Annotated in this window: 19 protein-coding genes; 5 read left to right on the forward strand and 14 right to left on the reverse strand. The window is 69.4% G+C overall.

The features are described 5' to 3' along the window. Window positions 1-62 precede the first annotated feature (62 nt). Window positions 63-1,415: a glycoside hydrolase family 3 N-terminal domain-containing protein gene (locus CEY15_RS12195; RefSeq protein ID WP_095718670.1), complete on the forward strand. Its 1,353-nt coding sequence runs from the start codon at window positions 63-65 to the stop codon at window positions 1,413-1,415. Here the strand turns inward: CEY15_RS12195 and CEY15_RS12200 are convergent. The 5 genes from CEY15_RS12200 to CEY15_RS12220 form a co-directional block, all read right to left on the reverse strand. Beyond that, window positions 1,403-2,065, reverse strand: coding sequence for a DNA-3-methyladenine glycosylase I (locus CEY15_RS12200; protein WP_095718671.1), 663 nt, complete (start codon window positions 2,063-2,065; stop codon window positions 1,403-1,405). The genes CEY15_RS12195 and CEY15_RS12200 overlap by 13 nt on opposite strands. 77 nt (window positions 2,066-2,142) lie before the next feature. After that, window positions 2,143-2,838, reverse strand: coding sequence for a hypothetical protein (locus tag CEY15_RS12205; protein ID WP_095718728.1), 696 nt, complete (start codon window positions 2,836-2,838; stop codon window positions 2,143-2,145). Between the two features lie 11 nt (window positions 2,839-2,849). After that, window positions 2,850-3,611: a trimeric intracellular cation channel family protein gene (locus tag CEY15_RS12210; protein WP_095718672.1), complete on the reverse strand. Its 762-nt coding sequence runs from the start codon at window positions 3,609-3,611 to the stop codon at window positions 2,850-2,852. Window positions 3,612-3,621: 10 nt separating this feature from the next. Then, window positions 3,622-4,131 carry a GtrA family protein gene (locus CEY15_RS12215; RefSeq protein ID WP_095718673.1) on the reverse strand — a complete coding sequence of 170 codons (510 nt, stop codon included), beginning with the start codon at window positions 4,129-4,131 and terminating at the stop codon, window positions 3,622-3,624. An 87-nt stretch (window positions 4,132-4,218) separates the two neighbouring features. After that, entirely contained in the window at window positions 4,219-5,289 is a 1,071-nt protein-coding gene (locus CEY15_RS12220) for a glutathione S-transferase family protein (protein WP_095718674.1), read from the reverse strand. A 102-nt stretch (window positions 5,290-5,391) separates the two neighbouring features. Between CEY15_RS12220 and CEY15_RS12225 the strand changes: the two genes are divergently transcribed. After that, window positions 5,392-6,426, forward strand: a complete 1,035-nt coding sequence (locus CEY15_RS12225; protein ID WP_095718675.1) for a DUF2332 domain-containing protein — start codon at window positions 5,392-5,394, stop codon at window positions 6,424-6,426. 47 nt (window positions 6,427-6,473) lie between these two features. Here the strand turns inward: CEY15_RS12225 and CEY15_RS12230 are convergent, their stop codons facing one another. The 4 genes from CEY15_RS12230 to ectA all read right to left on the reverse strand — a co-directional run bounded on the left by CEY15_RS12230 (window position 6,474) and on the right by ectA (window position 9,891). Further along, window positions 6,474-7,301 (reverse strand): PIG-L deacetylase family protein, encoded by an 828-nt coding sequence (locus CEY15_RS12230; RefSeq protein WP_095718676.1) that lies wholly within the window; start codon window positions 7,299-7,301, stop codon window positions 6,474-6,476. A 249-nt stretch (window positions 7,302-7,550) separates the two neighbouring features. Next, window positions 7,551-7,973 carry an ectoine synthase gene (locus CEY15_RS12235; RefSeq protein ID WP_017835758.1) on the reverse strand — a complete coding sequence of 141 codons (423 nt, stop codon included), beginning with the start codon at window positions 7,971-7,973 and terminating at the stop codon, window positions 7,551-7,553. Between the two features lie 39 nt (window positions 7,974-8,012). Then, entirely contained in the window at window positions 8,013-9,308 is a 1,296-nt protein-coding gene (ectB, locus tag CEY15_RS12240; protein WP_095718677.1) for a diaminobutyrate--2-oxoglutarate transaminase, read from the reverse strand. Window positions 9,309-9,378: 70 nt separating this feature from the next. Next, window positions 9,379-9,891: a diaminobutyrate acetyltransferase gene (gene ectA, locus CEY15_RS12245; RefSeq protein ID WP_031264540.1), complete on the reverse strand. Its 513-nt coding sequence runs from the start codon at window positions 9,889-9,891 to the stop codon at window positions 9,379-9,381. Between the two features lie 178 nt (window positions 9,892-10,069). Here ectA and CEY15_RS12250 point away from each other — a divergent pair, with 178 nt between their 5' ends. Beyond that, the gene (locus CEY15_RS12250; protein ID WP_017835755.1) at window positions 10,070-10,495 is read left to right on the forward strand and encodes a pyridoxamine 5'-phosphate oxidase family protein; all 426 of its coding nucleotides are present in this window, start codon (window positions 10,070-10,072) and stop codon (window positions 10,493-10,495) included. 44 nt (window positions 10,496-10,539) lie between these two features. On the opposite strand, the gene CEY15_RS12255 is transcribed toward CEY15_RS12250, so the two are convergent. Both CEY15_RS12255 and arsB read right to left on the reverse strand, forming a co-directional pair. Then, window positions 10,540-10,995 (reverse strand): low molecular weight phosphatase family protein, encoded by a 456-nt coding sequence (locus CEY15_RS12255; protein WP_095718678.1) that lies wholly within the window; start codon window positions 10,993-10,995, stop codon window positions 10,540-10,542. After that, window positions 10,992-12,140, reverse strand: coding sequence for an ACR3 family arsenite efflux transporter (gene arsB, locus CEY15_RS12260; protein WP_095718679.1), 1,149 nt, complete (start codon window positions 12,138-12,140; stop codon window positions 10,992-10,994). Before arsB ends, CEY15_RS12255 begins: the two co-directional genes overlap by 4 nt. Window positions 12,141-12,219: 79 nt before the next feature. Between arsB and CEY15_RS12265 the strand changes: the two genes are divergently transcribed. Further along, complete coding sequence (locus CEY15_RS12265) at window positions 12,220-12,588, forward strand: ArsR/SmtB family transcription factor (protein ID WP_031264539.1); 369 nt, start codon at window positions 12,220-12,222, stop codon at window positions 12,586-12,588. Window positions 12,589-12,601: 13 nt separating this feature from the next. On the opposite strand, the gene CEY15_RS12270 is transcribed toward CEY15_RS12265, so the two are convergent. Beyond that, window positions 12,602-13,318: a low molecular weight phosphatase family protein gene (locus tag CEY15_RS12270; RefSeq protein WP_095718680.1), complete on the reverse strand. Its 717-nt coding sequence runs from the start codon at window positions 13,316-13,318 to the stop codon at window positions 12,602-12,604. A 107-nt stretch (window positions 13,319-13,425) separates the two neighbouring features. After that, window positions 13,426-14,940 (reverse strand): SulP family inorganic anion transporter, encoded by a 1,515-nt coding sequence (locus tag CEY15_RS12275; protein WP_095718681.1) that lies wholly within the window; start codon window positions 14,938-14,940, stop codon window positions 13,426-13,428. 100 nt (window positions 14,941-15,040) lie between these two features. Here CEY15_RS12275 and CEY15_RS12280 point away from each other — a divergent pair, with 100 nt between their 5' ends. After that, a complete protein-coding gene (locus tag CEY15_RS12280; protein ID WP_095718682.1) occupies window positions 15,041-15,394 on the forward strand; it encodes a MerR family transcriptional regulator in 354 nt (117 codons plus the stop codon). Window positions 15,395-15,409: 15 nt separating this feature from the next. Here the strand turns inward: CEY15_RS12280 and CEY15_RS12285 are convergent, their stop codons facing one another. Then, window positions 15,410-16,483 carry an ArsO family NAD(P)H-dependent flavin-containing monooxygenase gene (locus CEY15_RS12285; RefSeq protein WP_095718730.1) on the reverse strand — a complete coding sequence of 358 codons (1,074 nt, stop codon included), beginning with the start codon at window positions 16,481-16,483 and terminating at the stop codon, window positions 15,410-15,412. Between the last annotated feature and the right edge of the window lie 59 nt (window positions 16,484-16,542).

The following is a 16,542-nucleotide window of genomic DNA, read 5'->3' on the forward strand; positions in this document are numbered from 1 at the left end:
CCGGCGGGTGAATTGACGTCGGGTCCTGCGATCGGCGGCGGCACAGCGGTTACATTCGACAGGTGCGTACTCTCCGTCGACTCCGTGTGGCGGTCGTCGTCCCGGTCGCCGGACTCCTCGCCGGGCTGGCGCTGACCGGCTGCGGCACGGAGGCTTCGGTGAGAACGGAGGGCGCAGTGGGCACGGAGGGCGCAGTGGGCACGGAGGGCACGGCGGGGGCCGGCTCCCGGGAGCACCACGCGGCAGCCCGACCGTCCGAGCATTCCGGAACCGCCGCGCCGGCCTGCGAGTCACCCCTGGACTCACTGAGCCAGCGGGAGCGGATCGCGCAATTGTTCACCGTGGGCGTGAGCTCGATGGCCGACGCCCGGCGGGCGGTCGACGAGCACAACATCGGGGGGATCTTCCTCGGCGGGGATGTCGTGGGCGAAGTCGTCTCCGGCGACGGTCTGGCGCGCCTTCAGAAGGACTCGGCGCTACCGCTGCTCGTGTCGATCGACGAGGAGGGCGGTCGCGTGTCCCGCATCGCCCCCTACGCCGGGCCGATGCCGTCCGCCCGCGTCATGGCCGCCACCATGAGCCCCGAGGAGGTGCGGTCCACGGCGAGGACGCGCGGTGAGTTCCTCCGTGGGATGGGGGTGACCGTGGACTTCGCCCCGTCCGTCGACGTGTCCGACCAACCGGACGGGGCGGTGATCGGCGACCGGTCGTTCTCACCCGACCCGGCCCGCGTGGTGAGCTACGCCCGCGCGTTCTCCGCGGGGCTCCTCGACGCCGGGGTGACGCCCGTGTTCAAGCACTTTCCCGGACACGGCCGATCGTCCGGGGACAGCCACCACGAAGCGGTGACCGTGCCACCGCTTGACCAACTCGTCCCGCACGATCTCCGGCCCTTCTCCGAACTCGCCGAGACCCCCGGCGCAGCGATGATGCTGGGGCACCAGCAGGTGCCGGGCCTCACCGGGGTCGACCGGCCGGCGTCGCTCTCACCGGCCGCGTATCGACTGCTCCGTGAGGGGCACGGGTACGGCGCCCCTGCCTTCGACGGCCCGATCTTCACCGACGATCTGTCCGGGATGCGCGCCGTGACCAATGACTTCCCGCTCCCCCGCGCGGTCACCGAATCGCTCATCGCCGGGGCCGATTCACCGCTGTGGATCACCACCGCCGGGCTCCCCGAGGCACTCGACGCCGTCGAGCGCGCGCTCGCCGAGGGCACCTTACGGAAGGAAGACCTGGACCTCTCGCTCGCCCGGATGGCGACCCTCCGCGGGATCCCGGGGTGCCTGAGCGTGCCGGCGACCGGCCGGCTGACGGAGGCGGGAGCTCTCGCCGGCTCCACACCCGGGCTCCCGCCCCGCGCCGACCTCCCCGGATTACCTCAGTCGCCCGCGCGGCCCGCTCAGCCGGGCTGACCCCGGCCCCCCGGGGCGATCCCGGGCAGTCCTGCGCTCGACCAGATGCCGGAGGTCCCCCGACGGTGGGAGCCCACGAGGTGGGTGTCGACGACCCCGATCGCCTCCATCAGCGCGAACACCGTCACCGGACCCACGAAGCTGAACCCCCGCCGCTTGAGCTCCCTGGCCAGCGCCTCCGACTCCGGTGATCGGCTCGGGACCTCGCTCATCGTCCGGGGCTGCGGGGTGGTCTCCGGCCGGTGCGACCAGATCAACTCGCCCAGACCCCCCTCGGCCCGGAGGGAGATCACGGCGCGCGCGTTGCCCACGGCCGCGTCGATCTTGCGACGGTTGCGCACGATCCTCTGGTCCGCCATGAGACGGGCCACGTCGGGGTCGCCGAACTGCGCGACCGCGTCCGGCGAGAACCCGGCGAACGCCTCCCGGAACGCCGGCCGCTTGCGCAGGATCGTCAGCCAGCTCAGACCTGACTGGAACCCCTCCAGGACAAGTCTCTCGAAGAGACCGGCCTCCTCGTGGACCGGCATGCCCCACTCGGTGTCGTAGTACTCCCGCAGCAACGGGTCCCGCGCCGCCCAGGGAGGCCGCATCAGACCGTCCTCGCACCGCACCGCGCCGCCGTCTTGATCCGTCTGATAGTCGGCCATGTCTCCCCCAACAGGTTCGCGGACCACCCCTCTTGGTGGTCGTCATCACCTTAGGAACTGACTCCGACAGGATCCGGTTACGCCAGGATCCCGCTGAGTTGGACGATGCGCACCGTCGCCAAGAGCACGAGCGCCACGCCCACCACGAGCGTGAGCATCCGACCGGCCACGCGACCGCGGGCGAGGAACCTGTCGATCCTGCGGGTCGCCGCGGCGACACCGGACGAGTCGACGCGCGACAACGTGATGATCAGCGCCGTGCTCGGCAGGATCGCGATGACAGCGAAGAACAGGATCTGGAGGAGCTTGGACCACCACGGCGTCTCGGCGAAGGAGATGAGGACCATGCCCGCCGCGAACGGCGCCGACGTGGCCGACTGGATGACGCCCAGCGAGACGCCGGTGGCCATGATGCCGAAGCGCTGCAACACGGTCTGGGTGAGCGGGGCCTCGACGCTGTCCTCTTTGGCCTCCGCCGGCCTGCGCAGCCCCAACACGGTGATCACCAGACCGACGACACCCATGACCAGCATCGCCCAGAGGTTGTAGAACAGGCTCCGCACGAACTCCTGGTTGTTGCCGATCACCCACACCGACACCAGCGAGAGCAGGACGATGCCGCAGAACGCCCCGCCGGTGAACCGGGCGGCGCGCGGGGTGAAGCCTCCCCCCCGCCCGGCGGCCGTGAGCCACAGCCCGGCGATCACGGCGAAGGCCAGGAGGTTGACCGAGTCGACTGCCGCGAATCCCAGCAGGCTGAGGTAATACTGCACGACGGCACACACTACCGGCGGGGGCCCGGTGGGCCATCCCGGTAGTCGTCGACGTCCTCGTCTCGGCGGAGCTCGTCGTCGTCGCCCCTCATCCGGCCGGGACGGCCGAACACCGGCCGGTCGCGCCGGAGACGGGTGTCGATCCCCCGCATGCTCCACCCGCGCATCGGGGCCGGGACGCGCCACTGCAGGCGCCACGCGACCATCCGGAACGTGAAGGTGAACGCGGACAACACCGCCGCCGCGACCGGGCCCCACGTGTCGGTGGAGACGGCCAGCGCGGTCAGCGCGGCGCCGGTGGCGGCGGGGATGACGTACAGGTCGGAGCCGTTGAACACGGCCGGGATCTCGTTGGCCACGACATCGCGGAGCAGGCCCCCGCCGACCGCGGTGACCACCCCGAGCAGGAGCGCGGACGCGACGGGCATGCCGTGGTCGAGCGCCCGGGCGGTACCGAACGTGCAGAACAGCCCCAGCCCGGCCGCGTCGAAGACGATGATCAACGTCCGGACGCGGTGCAGGTGTGCGCCCATCAGGTACACCACCGCGGAGGCGACGAACGGCGGCACCAACAGGACCGGCTGGGCCAGGGCCAACGGCGTGACCCCCAGCATCACGTCCCGCATGATGCCCCCGCCGAGCCCGGCCAGCAGGCCCAGGACCAGGCCACCGGTGATGTCGATGTTCTTGCGTGCGGCCAGCAGGCTGCCGGACAGGGCGAAGAAGAACACCCCCACGAGGTCGAACCACAGCAGCAGCGTCGAGGACTCCACGACCGGGCCCCTAGACCACCGCGTCCGCGGTGGAGCGCGCGTGGTGCCGCCGCCGCACGGAACGGAACGTCCAGAGCTTGTTGACGACGAAGTTGAGCGGCATCGTGATGAGGATCGTCAGCAGCTGACCCCAGTACTCCCGGGAGTGGATGCCCGCGTCCTCGTGGAACCACGGCTCCGGCAGGTAGAGCGGCGAGGTGGGGTTGGTGAAGGCCAGCTTGATGAAGATCCCCGCCGCCGCGGCGACCGAACCGACCAAAAGGAACGGCCAGAACTCCTGCATGACCGGGGCCTTGTGCCCCTTACCGAACGTCCAGTGCCGGTTGAGCAGGAAGTTGTAGAGGTTGGCCACGAGGAACGCCACGATCCACACCAGGGTCGTGAAGCGGAAGTTGTAGTCCGTCCCCGCGAACGGGAACAGGATGTCCTGTGCGTTCTGGGTGCCGCCGTTGGCCCTGTTCATGAGGACCGTGACGATCATGTTGACGACCATCCCGGATCCGCCCACGATCCCGAACATGAGGAACTGTCGGGCGCTTTGTCGATAACGACCTAGTTCGGACGGGGCCGGGTTCACAGCGAGCCAGTCTAGGCCCCCGGAGGGAAACTAGCCCGCTCCGTGGCCCTCCGGGACACGCTCGGACGGGTTCTCGATCGGCCCCGGGGCGGTACCGTCACCGAACGGGCGGCCACCCAACTCCTCGCGGTGGTGCGGGGTGAGCAGGCCGGACAGGTCGGGCCCCTTGGGCACGATGCCGGTGGGGTTCACGTCCCGGTGAACGTTGTAGTAGTGCTCCTTGATCTGGGGGAAGTCGCAGGTGTCGCCGAAACCGGGCGTCTGGAACAGGTCGCGGAGGTAGCCCCACAGGGCCGGCATCTCGGTGATCTTGTTGCGGTTGGCCTTGAAGTGACCGTGGTAGACGGCGTCGAAACGCACGAGCGTGGTGAACAGTCGGATGTCCGCGACCGTGATCGTGTCCCCCGCGAGATAACGGCGGGTCGTCAGCCGCTCCTCGAGACGGTCCAGGGAGGCCCAGAGTTCGTCGTAGGCCTCCTCGTAGGCGCCCTGCTCGGCCGCGAACCCGCTGCGGTAGACGCCGTTGTTGACGGTCGGATAGATCCACGAGTCCAGCTCGTCGATCTCGTCGCGGTGCTCCTCCGGGTAGAGGTCCGGCGCACCGTCGCGGTGGAAGGCGGACCACTCCGAGAGCAGGTCGAAATTGAGTTTCTGATAGGCGTTGGTCACGACCGACGTGGTGGGGAGGTCGACCAGCGCCGGCACCGTGATGCCGCGCGGGTAGTCGGGAATCCGGTTGAAGTAGGCCTCCTGGAGGCGGTAGATGCCCGTGACCGGGTCCCTACCGTCCGGGTCGAGGTCGAAGACCCAGGAATTGACGTCGTGGGTCGGGCCGGCCAGCCCCATGGAGATGGCATCCTCGAGCCCCATCAGACGCCGGACGATGATCGAGCGGCTGGCCCACGGGCACGCGCGGGCCGCCATGAGGCGGTACCGCCCGGCCTCGACGGGCCACCGCATCTCCCCGACCTTGTCGCCCACCGGGTCCGATCCCGCCGGGAGATCCGCCACCACCCGGTCGTTGATGTAGGTGGCGTCGCGGACGAACTCGCCGTCCTCCGAGGCGTTCTTGGCTGCGATGAACTCGGTGTCGTCTGCCATGGGATCTCCTGCGGTCGTCGTCGCGGCAAGTGATTGATGCATCACCAACGTACCTGGTGTCGGAATCACGCGCCACCGGAGCCGGTGTGCCACGCTGACCACATGGACTCCGCTCACGTCGACGACGTGCCCACCCGCTACGCCGAGTTCGCCGAATTCGAGGTCCGCGGCCGCACGCCCGTCTACCTCGCGTGGGCACGGGGGGTCGCCGAGGACCCGGCCACGTGCGACCTCATCGGGAGCCTTCCCCGGATCAAGAGACAGCCCGCGTTGGTCTTCGCCTCCGCGCGGCACGCGGGCGCGCCCGAGACCGAGGACTACGCGGTGTTCCGGGAGTTCGTCCACACCCACTGGTCCGGAATCGAACAGATCGCACTCACGCACTCGACACAGACCAACGAGGCCAAGCGGTGCGCGGTGCTCCTGCCGTTCCTCTCCCTGCTCCCGGGCCCGCTCTCGCTGGTGGAGATGGGCGCCTCCGCCGGCCTGTGCCTGTACCCGGACCGGTACGCCTACCGGTACACGCTGGACGGCGGTCCCACCCACGAACTGCGACCACCCGGGTCCGACACCGGATCCTCGGCCTCCGGCGCCCCGGTCCTCGACTGCGCCCTGCGCGACGGCGTCCCCCGCCCGCAGTCCCTGCCCGACATCGTCCACCGTGGCGGGGTGGACCTGGCCCCGATCGACCCCGCCGACGCGGACTCGCGTGCCTGGCTGCGCAGCCTGATCTGGCCCGGACAGCAGTCCGAGCGCGTGCCCCGCCTGGACGCCGCGCTCGACATCGCCGCTGCGGATCCGCCGCACATCATCGCCGGCGACCTGGTCGAGAAGCTTGAGGACTCCGTGGCCGCCTGTCCAGACGGGTCCACGCCGGTGGTGTTCCACACCGCGGTGTTGGGATACCTCGAGCCCCCGGCCCGCGCCGAGTTCGTCCGCCGGGTCACCGATCTCCGCCGGGACGCGGGCGCGGTGTGGATCTCCGTGGAGGGGGTGACCCTCCTGCCCGACGTCGCCGAGCAGGTCCCGGAATCGATCCGGCGCCACAAGGGCATCTTCGTCGTCGCCGTCAACGGGCGACCCCTGGCCACGGCGCACGGCCACGGCGACTGGGTCCGCGCGCTCGACATGCCCTGAAGTCCGGGTCGGGTCCGGTCGGGGCGGGGCCGGTCGGATCGGCCGATTCAGTCGAACGGCCACCCGCGGCGCATCGACTGGTCGGACCCCGGCTCGATGAGGTACTCGGTCCCGAACGTCGCCGCGTAGACGTTCTCCGGCAGGGCCAGCATCATGCCGATGTCGCTGGTCTGGCTGGCGTGGCACTCCATGGCGCGACGCTTGAGGGCCACGACGTCCGCGGGCAGGTCGATCGCCCACGCGATCTCCGACTGCGGGACCCCGACCGGCAGTCCGTCATCACCGGTGAGGATCATCCGGCGCAGTTCCTCCACGTCCATGCCGCCGGACGCGAACGCCGCCAGGAACTCCGCCGCCTCGGGGCTGTCGAGCATCTCGAGCTGGGCATCCTGATTGGTCGTGGCCTCCAGCAATCGCGGTCGACGGGCCGCCACCCCCACCGCGCGTCGGGCGATCCGGTGGACGGCCAGGTGATCGGGGTGCCCGTAGTTCCCGTGGTGGTCATACCCCACGAGGACGTCGGCGTCTTCTCTGTCGAGGATCCGGGCGAGACGGCCGGCGGCGTGGTCGGTGTCGGCGCTGTGCAGGCACAACGGGTCGTCGTTCTGCGCCCATCCGGTCATGCCCGAGTCCCGGTACCCGAGCCAGTCGATCCGGGCGACGCCCAGGACGTCCGCGGCGGCCCGGGCCTCCCCGCGCCGGTGCTCCACCAGGTCGCCGTCGGGCCCGAGATGGTCGGGTCGCTGGCCGTGGTCGCCGTCGGTGGCGAAGACCGTGACGACGCGGTGGCCACCGCGCGAGGCGAGCGCCATCATCCCGGCGGTCTGCGAGGTCTCGTCGTCGGGGTGGGCGTGGAGGAACACGATCGTGGACACCCGACCAGTGTGCCCTCCCGCCCGGCCAGGTGTGCGCCCGGAATGGACCGAACCCGACGCGCACCCCCTCTCACAGCGTGCGGTCCGGGCGCGCAGGCCGAAGAGGACGCGCAAGCCTGGCGGGCGAGGGCCGAGAGGGAGGGGGCGAGGGGCTGGGGCCGAGGGGCTGGGAGCAGGGCCCGGAACGCGCGACTCCCCGGTCGGTGCCGCTCGTGGTGAGCGACCCCGGCCGGGGAGTGCGGTGCTGCCTTACTTCTCCCGGACGACCGTTCCGTCGTCCTGCAAGCGCAACAGCGGGTAGATGCCGTTCTCGTCGTGGTTCTCGTCGCCGACGACCGGGGGGTTGAAGACGCAGAGCATCTGCATCTCCTCCTCCACGATCACCTGGTGCTTCTCGTGACCGTCCAGCAGGTACATCGACCCCGCCTCGAGCGGGTACTCCTCGCCGTTGGTGAGGTCACGCAACGTGCCCTTGCCCCGGGTCAGCCAGACCGCCTCGATGTGGTTGGCGTAGTGGAAGTCGTTGGTCGTGCCGGCGGCGATGGTGGTCTCGTGGAACGAGAACCCCACCCGGTCGTCGGCAAGGACGATGCGCTTGGACTCCCAGTTGCCGTTGTTGCCCTTGATGTGGCGCTCGGTGTCGGTGATGCCTGCGGTCGTGCGAACGATCATGTGGTGCCTCCTCGGGGAAGGTGGATGGTCTGGACGCGCTCAGACGTACTGCTGCGCCAGGACGTGGTCGACGGCCTCGTAACAGATCTCGATGCCGCGGTCACGCCCCTCATCGGTCAGGGTGAGCGGCGCGAGGAACTTGACCACCTCGTCGCTCGGGCCGGCGGTCTCGACGAGCAGATGGTTGTCGAAGCACCGGGCCATGACCTGGCCGGCGAGCTCCGGGTTCTCGAGGAACGCGATGCCGAACGCCATACCGCGGCCACGCAGTTCGAGCTTGCCCTCGTACTTGTAGACCAGCGGGGAGAAGCGCTCGCGCAGGATTCGGCCGTTCTCGAGCGTGCGGTTCTGCAGTGTGTCGTCCGACCAGTATTTGCGCAGCGCGACGTCGGCGGTGATGAAGGCCATGTTGTTGCCGCGGAACGTGCCGTTGTGCTCGCCGGGGGTCCACTCGTCGAGGTCGCGACGGAACAAGGTCAGGGCGAGCGGCAGCCCGTACCCGCCGATGGACTTCGAGAGGCAGACGATGTCCGGCTTGATCCCCGCGAACTCGAACGAGAAGAACTCGCCGGTGCGGCCGCACCCCATCTGGACGTCGTCCACGATGAGCAGGATGTCGTGGCGGACGCAGAGCTCGTTGAGCGCCTGCAGCCACTCGGCGCGGGCGGCGTTGATGCCGCCCTCACCCTGGACGCACTCGACGATCACGGCCGCGGGGCGGTTCATGCCCGAGCCGGAGTCGACCAGGACGCGCTCCATCCACTGGAAGTCCTCGGTGACGCCCCCGAAGTAGTTGTCGTACGGCATCGGCGTGGCGTGGACCAGTGGGATGCCGGCGCCCGCGCGCTTCATCGAGTTGCCGGTCACCGACAACGAGCCGAGGGTCATGCCGTGGAACGAGTTGGTGAAGTTGATGACGGCCTCACGCCCGGTGACCTTGCGGGCCAGCTTGAGTGCCGACTCCACCGCGTTGGTCCCGGTCGGCCCGGGGAACATCACCTTGTAGTCGAGTCCACGCGGTTCGAGGATCGTCGAGGAGAAGGTCTCGAGGAACGCACGCTTGGCGACCGTGTACTTGTCGAGCGAGTGCGTGACGCCGTCGCGCTGGATGTACTCCAGGAGAGCGGCCTTCATGTCGTCGTCGTTGTGGCCGTAGTTCAGCGCACCGGCGCCACCGAAGAAGTCGAGGTACTCATCCCCGTCGACGGTCGTGAGCGTCGTGCCCTTGGCGGTGTCGAAGACCACCGGCCAGTTCCGGGAGTAGCTGCGGACCTCGGACTCGCGGTCCGAGAAGATCTCCGTGTTCGTGCTCGTGTCGTGCGTGGACTCGGTCATGGTCTTCTGATCACTCCAAAGGGAAAGATGCGGGCGACGGTGGCGGGCCGGACGGCCCGTGGGCCCTCGTCTAGGAAATCGTGTAGAGGTCTTCTCGCTCGTGACCCTCTCCGAGCAGCTCCGAGCTCAGGTAGTCCTCGCTGGACAGCGTCATGCCGCGGTCCCGCGCGACCGCGCCGAACGTGCGCTGGGACGCCTCGTTGTCCGGGCTGATGGTGGTGCGCAGTCGGACGACACCGCGCTCGGCCAGCCGGTCCATCAGGCTGTGGAGCAACCGCGCGGCCAGACCCTTGCCTCGCTGGTCCGCGTCGACTCCCACCTGCCAGACAAAGATCGTGTCCGGCTCCGAGGGCCGCAGGAAGCCGGTGACGAAGCCGACCACGCGGCCTTCCACCTCGACGACCACCGAACTCTCGGAGAACTCCGCTCCCCACAGCACGTACGCATAGGAGGAGTTCAGGTCGAGGACTCCGCTGTCGCGGGCGATCTCCCACATGCGATTACCATCGGCCGCGGTGGGCGGACGGAACATCGCGTCGGACGAATCAGGGTTACGGGGTGCTTCTCGTTCTCCTGGGTTCATATGTGTGTCCCAGCGTAGTGACGGCAACCGGTTGCTGCATCTCGGTTCGCCGGATCGTTACCTGATTGGCAGGCGAGTCCGCAGGTGATCAGCCCGCAGTGATGTCGGTCACCCGGTATCGGCACCTCGGGGGGTCAGCACTCTTCCGTCGCGGCCCCGCGCCTGGGAGAATATTTTCATGGACGAGAACCCGATCACAGAATTCGACGAGGGCCGTTCGCTCGAGCTCTTGGCGACAGAGTCCCTCGGCCGTCTGGTCACCGTCACAGGCGGGCGGGCCGACATCTACCCCGTCAACTACGCGTTGTCCACGGAGGGCAAGCTCTTCTTCCGCACCGCCGAGGGGAGCAAGCTCGCCGGCCTCACCATCCACCCCGACGTGGTGTTCCAGGTGGACCACATCGAGGACCGCGAGGCGTGGTCGGTGGTCGTCCGGGGCGAAGCCCGGCGACTGGACGGTTTCGACGAGATCAATCGCGCCGAGGAACTCGACCTCAAGCCGTGGATCCCCACGCTCAAGTACAACTTCGTGGAGATCACGCCCGAGCACATCTCCGGCCGCGGTTTCACCTTCGGCGAGGAGCCGGAGCGCTACGTCGGTTAGCCGAAACCGCCGAGCCACGGGGCACGCCCGGCCGCGGGACCCGCCTAATCGGAAGGTGCGGCCCCCGGGTCGTCCAGTTCCGCCCACAGGCGCCTGACGCGAGCGTCGATGTCATCGCGGATCAGCGCCATCCGTTCCGGACCGTCGATCCCCCGCTCACTGGGCTCGTCGGTCTCCCAGACCTCGATGTCCGCACGCATCACGTCGACCGGATCGAGGCGGGCGGCCGTCCCGAGCACGACGACGCGGTCGGCGCGGCGCAAGAAGTCGTCGTCCACCGGCTCGGCGACGGCGCCCGACATGTCGGCACCGACCTCTGCGAGCGAGGCCACCGACTCGGCGTTGGGGGGCTTGCCCACGGCGGGTTGCGTGCCGGCCGAGTGGATCTCGACGGCGTCCCCCGCGACGCGGCGCAGCAGCGCCTCTGCCATCTGGGACTTGCCGCGGTTTGACTTGCAGACGAACAGAACGGCGGGTCGAGGAGTCTGCCGATCGGTCACCGGGGGCCCTCTCCTGAGTTGCGGACAGCGCTGGACGGCGCCTGGCGCAGCGCGGCCGGCACCGTGGGGTCGTCCTTGAACAGGCGCTTACCGGCCCAGAGACTCACGTAGACCAGCCCGATCAGGACCGGGACCTCGATCAGCGGCCCGACCACGCCCGCGAGTGCCTGGCCGGAGGCCACGCCCCAGGTCCCGATACTCACGGCGATCGCCAGCTCGAAGTTGTTGCCCGCGGCGGTGAACGCGACAGCGGTGGACTTGGCGTAGTTCAGGCCCGACGCCCGTGCCGCGAGCAGGCTCCCACCGAACATCAGCACGAAGTACGCGAGCAGGGGCAGGGCGATCCGCGCGACGTCGAGCGGGTTGGCCATGATCGCGTCGCCCTGGAATGCGAAGAGCACGACGATGGTGAACAGCAGCCCGTAGAGCGCCCACGGGCCGATCTTGGGGAGGAACGTCTCCTCGTACCACTCGCGACCCTTGACCTTCTCCCCGTAGTACCTGGTGAGGAACCCGGCGACGAGGGGTATGCCGAGGAAGACCAGCACACTCAGCGCGATCGCCCACACCGAGAACTGCGCTGTGGTGGTCTCCAGGCCCAGCCATCCGGGGAGTACCTGGAGATAGAACCACCCGAGGCCGGCGAACGCGATGACCTGGAACACCGAGTTGAGCGCCACGAGCACCGCCGCGGCCTCCCGGTCCCCGCAGGCGAGGTCGTTCCAGATGAACACCATGGCGATACACCGGGCCAGTCCGACGATGATGAGTCCCGTGCGGTACTCGGGCAGGTCGGGGAGCATCAGCCAGGCCAGTGTGAACATCAGCGCGGGTCCGACCAGCCAGTTGAGCGCGAGCGAGAGGACGAGAAGCCTCCGGTCCCCCGTGACCCGGTGCGTCTCGTCGTAGCGGACCTTCGCCAGGACGGGGTACATCATGACGAGCAGCCCAATCGCGATGGGCAGGGATACGTCGGCCACCTTCACGGTGTCGAGCGCCTCGGCGATGCCGGGGACGAAGCGTCCGAGCAGCAACCCCGCCGCCATGGCAACGAGGATCCAGAGGGCGAGATAGCGGTCGAGGAAGGACAGTCTGGCGGCGACGTTCTCGCCGGGATCGGCCGGGGCCGAGACCTGGGTGCTCATGCCGTCGACCCTATGGGATTCATCGATGGGGGTCAATGTGTCCTGTCCGGCTGCCACACTGGCCGGGTACCCTGCAGTCATGACCTCGCAGGAGCCCGGCACCGTTGCCGTCATGGACGCCTCGTGCTGCATCGCCGGCGCGAACGGCCCCCTCGGCCAGGCCGAGGCGGAGGCCGCGGCGGCCCGATTCAAGGCGCTCGCCGATCCCATGCGCTTGCGACTGCTGTCCCACATCGCGGCGGCGGAGTGCAACGACGTGTGCGTCTGCACGCTGACCGAGCCGCTCGGCATAACTCAACCCACGGTGAGCCACCACATGAAGAAGCTGGTCGAGGCGGGCCTGGTCACCCGGGAACAGCGGGGCCGCATGGCGCATTACAGCATCGTTCCGGAGGCGTTCGCGCAGATCCGCGACATCGTGGACGTCCGAGGCCTCCGGGTCCCCTGACGCTCAGGGCCGCTCAGGATGAGCCCACCCCTCCGTCCGCGCCATGTGATGCCGTGAGTCCCGGGGCGTCCGAGGGCGTCATGGCGACGATCTCCGGCAGGGCCCCGCGGACCCGGGCGTCGATGTCGTCCCGGATGGACCGCACGCGATCGAGATCCTGCCCGGCGGGATCTGAGACGTCCCAGTCCAGGTACCGCTTGCCCGGGTAGACGGCGCACGCGTCCCCGCAGCCCATGGAGATCACCACGTCGGCGGCCGCCACCACGTCGTCGGTGAGGGGCTTGGGGTACTCCTTGCCCAGGTCGAGACCCATCTCCGCCATCACCGCCGCGCAGTTCTCGTCGATCCCGGAGCCGGGCAGCGATCCGGCGGACCGCACGTGCACACGCCCCTCGGATCGGTGCGCCATGAGCGCGGCCGCCATCTGCGAGCGCCCGGAGTTCTGTACGCAGATGAAGAGCACTTCCGGGACGTCCTTGGCCACTGCGCCTTCGGCCTGGGCGAGCGCCTTGAGCCGGTCGGTGGCGAATCGCCGGGCGATGGACGGCAGGTGCGCCGTGACCCGGGCGGTGCGACGGAGCGAGGCGTACGACTCGAAGACCACGCGTTCGACGGTCTGCGGACTGAACACGCCCTCGTAGTGCCGGGCCAGCTCACGGGCGTCGCGCTGGAGTTGCGTCTGGGGCATGAGTAGCTCGGGCAGCGGTGCGTCGTGCACGGATCGGGACATGTCGGCCTCCCAGGTTTCATATCGACAGTCATCAATATAGACCGACATCTATGGAACGGGAACCTGATCCGCGCGCGCTCGGCCCCGGCGTCAGGCGTCGAGGCCCCTCAGTGCCCGGCGCCGAGATTCCCGGAGAGCTTGTCGAGCCGCTCCTTGCTCGCCCCGTCGAGTCCGATCACCGACAGCGTCTTGCCCTTGGCCGCGTACTTCTGCTGCACGGCGTCGAGCGTGGCGACTGTCGAGGCGTCCCAGACGTCGGCGTCGGTGAGGTCGAGCACCACGTGCGCGGGGTCACCGGAGTAGTCGAATTGGTATACGAGGTCATTGCTCGAGGCCCAGAACAACTCGCCCGTGACCCGGTACGTGCGGGTGTCGACCGCCCCGTCGTGGTCCGTGTCGAGCTCGGCGACCTTCTCGATGGTCGTCATGTGCGCGACTCTGCGCGCGAACATGATCATCGCGGTGACGACCCCCAGGATCACGCCGATCGCGAGGTTGTGGGTCCACACCGTCGCCGCGACGGTGACCACCATGACGAGCGTCTCCGACAGCGGCATCAGCCGCAGGGTCCGGGGGTGGATCGAGTGCCAGTCCATGGTCCCCACCGAGACCATGATCATCACCGCGACCAGCGCGGCCATCGGGATCAGTCCGACGACATCGCCCAGGACGACGACGAGGATCAGCAGGAACACGCCGGCGAGCAGCGTGGACAACCGCGTCCGGGCGCCCGAGGCCTTGACGTTGATCATCGTCTGCCCGATCATCGCGCAGCCACCCATCCCGCCGAAGAACCCGGTGACGAGGTTGGCGACGCCCTGGCCCCAGCCCTCGCGGGTCTTGTCGGAGTGGGTCTCGGTGATGTCGTCGACCAGCTTGGCCGTCATCAGCGACTCCATGAGCCCCACGAGCGCCATGGCCAGCGCATAGGGGGCGATGATCTGCAGCGTCTCCAGCGTGAACGGCACGTCGGGGATCAGCCACGAGGGCAACGAACTCGGCAGCTCGCCCTGATCGTGCACGTCGGGGACCGACCATCCCACCCACACCACCACGATCGTCAGCGCCACGATCGCGACCAGCGGAGCGGGGATCACCGTGGTGAGCCGGGGGAAGAACACCATGATGAGCAGACCCGCGGCCACAAGCGGGTACACCAACCACGGGACGCCCACCAGGTGCGGGATCTGCGCGGAGAAGATCAGGATCGCCAGCGCGTTGACGAACCCGACCATCACCGAGCGGGGGATGAACCGCATCAGTTTCGCGACCCCCAAGACGCTCAACAGGATCTGCATCACGCCGGCCAGGAGGACCGTGGCGATGAGGTAGTCCAGTCCGTATTCGAGCACCACCGGCGCCACGACGAGGGCGATCGCCCCCGTCGCCGCGGAGATCATCGCCGGGCGCCCGCCAGTGAAGGCGATCGTGACGGCCATGGTGAAGGAGGCGAACAGACCTACCCGGGGGTCGACGCCCGCGAGAATGGAGAACGAGATCGCCTCCGGGATGAGCGCCAGGGCCACCACGAGGCCGGCGAGCACCTCGGTGCGCAGCCGCGCGGGGGAGGAGAACGCGGCGCGGAACGAGGGCAGCACGCCGGTCGGGAACTCGGTGCTCACGGATCACCTACAGTCAGGGCCAGGACTCTCACACCGCGCGAGAGTAGAAAGCTACCGTAACGGGAGAGTTGTGGGCGGGCCAAATCACGGAGAGCAGACCATGAAGATCGGCGAGGTCGCCGAGCGCACCGCGCTCTCGATCCGGAGCCTGCGGCACTACGACGAACTCGGTCTGGCCAGCCCGTCCGCGCATTCCCCCGGCGGGTTCCGCCTCTACACGCCGGGGGACGTCGAGCGGATCCTGCTCATCCGCCGGATGAAGCCCCTGGGGTTCAGCCTGGATCGGATGCGCGACTTCTGTCGGGCCCTGGACCATCGCGCCGACGATCCCGCGGGATCGGCCGCGCTGATCGCCGAGATCGAGGTCGAGGCCACCGAGCGGCTCGAGCGTCTGCGGACCCACCTGGGTTACGCCGAGGAGTTCGTCGACATCGTCGCGCGCCTCAAGGCCTGACCACCGGGCGCCTGATCACCGGGCGCCTGATCCCCGGGCGAGCGCAGCGGTCACGGCCGCCTTCGCCCACTGGCCGACGCCGATCAGGGTCGCCGACGCCGCACCACACCAGTCCCCGTAGCCGAGCAGGAACAGCCCGGGCACGTCCGGGACCGCCGGCCCCTCGGCCACCACCCGGCCGCCCACCCGCGGGAGACCCAGGCCACGGAGGTGTCCGAGAGCGGGCCGGAACCCGGTGCACCAGATCACCGCGTCGACCCTCTCGCGGCGGCCGTCGTCCCACTCCACCCCGTCGGGATGGAACCGGGTGAACATCGGGGTGGCCGCCAACAGACCCGCGTCGCGGGCGGCGCGCACCGGTGGGACGACGACGATGTCGCCCAACTCGGCGACACCGCCGCTACTCCCGGACCGGACCGAGGCTGAGGCGACCCGGAACAGCTCCCGTCCGTCGACGTGGTCGGGCAGATAGCGCGGGGGCTCGGTGGTGCACCATGTCAGTTCGCCGTGACTCTCTTCGAGGTGCCCGGCGAGGTCGGCGGCGATCTGCGCGCCCGAGTTGGCCCCGCCCACCACCACGACTCGCCGACCGCCGAACGGCTCCGGACCCCGGTAGGCGGCGCTGTGGATCTGTTCGCCCCGGAATGCCGCGATGCCCGGACAGGTCGGCACGAACGGCCGCGACCACGTGCCGGTGGCGCTGATCACCGCGCGCGCTCGCCACCGGCGGCCATCGACGGCGTGGACGACGAACCCGTCCGGATCTCCGCGCTCGACCGCAGCGACCGGGACTTCGCGTCGGACGGGTAGCCCGTAGTACTCCTCGTACCCGCGCAGGTACTCCACCACATGGGACGCGTCGGGGTTGCCGCCGTCCGTCCGGGGCATCCGGCGACCCGGGAGGGACGAGTAGTCGGCGGGCGAGAACAGTCGCAGCGAGGGCCAGGTGTGCGGCCAGGCGCCCCCCGGCCCGTGGGACGCGTCGAGGATCTCGAAGTCCGCGCCGGCCCGGGTGAGGTGGAAGCCGGCAGCCAGGCCGGCCTGTCCGCCCCCGATCACCACGACGTCCGTCGAGCGAGCGTCGTTCACGGCAGCGTCACCCACCCTCCCTCGTTCCCCTCCTGCCAGCGCCCAGCCACACCGCCCCT

It is taken from the genome of Dietzia natronolimnaea (genome assembly GCF_002289575.1).
GTDB lineage: Bacteria > Actinomycetota > Actinomycetes > Mycobacteriales > Mycobacteriaceae > Dietzia > Dietzia natronolimnaea_A.

Coding starts and splice junctions, on each gene's coding strand:
- ectB (WP_095718677.1), bottom strand. CDS start 9,308: ATGACCGAGTCCACGCACGACACGAGCACGAACACGGAGATCTTCTCG.
- CEY15_RS12270 (WP_095718680.1), bottom strand. CDS start 13,318: ATGTCCCGATCCGTGCACGACGCACCGCTGCCCGAGCTACTCATGCCC.
- CEY15_RS12250 (WP_017835755.1), top strand. CDS start 10,070: ATGGACGAGAACCCGATCACAGAATTCGACGAGGGCCGTTCGCTCGAG.
- arsB (WP_095718679.1), bottom strand. CDS start 12,140: ATGAGCACCCAGGTCTCGGCCCCGGCCGATCCCGGCGAGAACGTCGCC.
- CEY15_RS12265 (WP_031264539.1), top strand. CDS start 12,220: ATGACCTCGCAGGAGCCCGGCACCGTTGCCGTCATGGACGCCTCGTGC.
- CEY15_RS12215 (WP_095718673.1), bottom strand. CDS start 4,131: ATGTTCGGGATCGTGGGCGGATCCGGGATGGTCGTCAACATGATCGTC.
- ectA (WP_031264540.1), bottom strand. CDS start 9,891: ATGAACCCAGGAGAACGAGAAGCACCCCGTAACCCTGATTCGTCCGAC.
- CEY15_RS12235 (WP_017835758.1), bottom strand. CDS start 7,973: ATGATCGTTCGCACGACCGCAGGCATCACCGACACCGAGCGCCACATC.
- CEY15_RS12225 (WP_095718675.1), top strand. CDS start 5,392: ATGGACTCCGCTCACGTCGACGACGTGCCCACCCGCTACGCCGAGTTC.
- CEY15_RS12280 (WP_095718682.1), top strand. CDS start 15,041: ATGAAGATCGGCGAGGTCGCCGAGCGCACCGCGCTCTCGATCCGGAGC.
- CEY15_RS12220 (WP_095718674.1), bottom strand. CDS start 5,289: ATGGCAGACGACACCGAGTTCATCGCAGCCAAGAACGCCTCGGAGGAC.
- CEY15_RS12200 (WP_095718671.1), bottom strand. CDS start 2,065: ATGGCCGACTATCAGACGGATCAAGACGGCGGCGCGGTGCGGTGCGAG.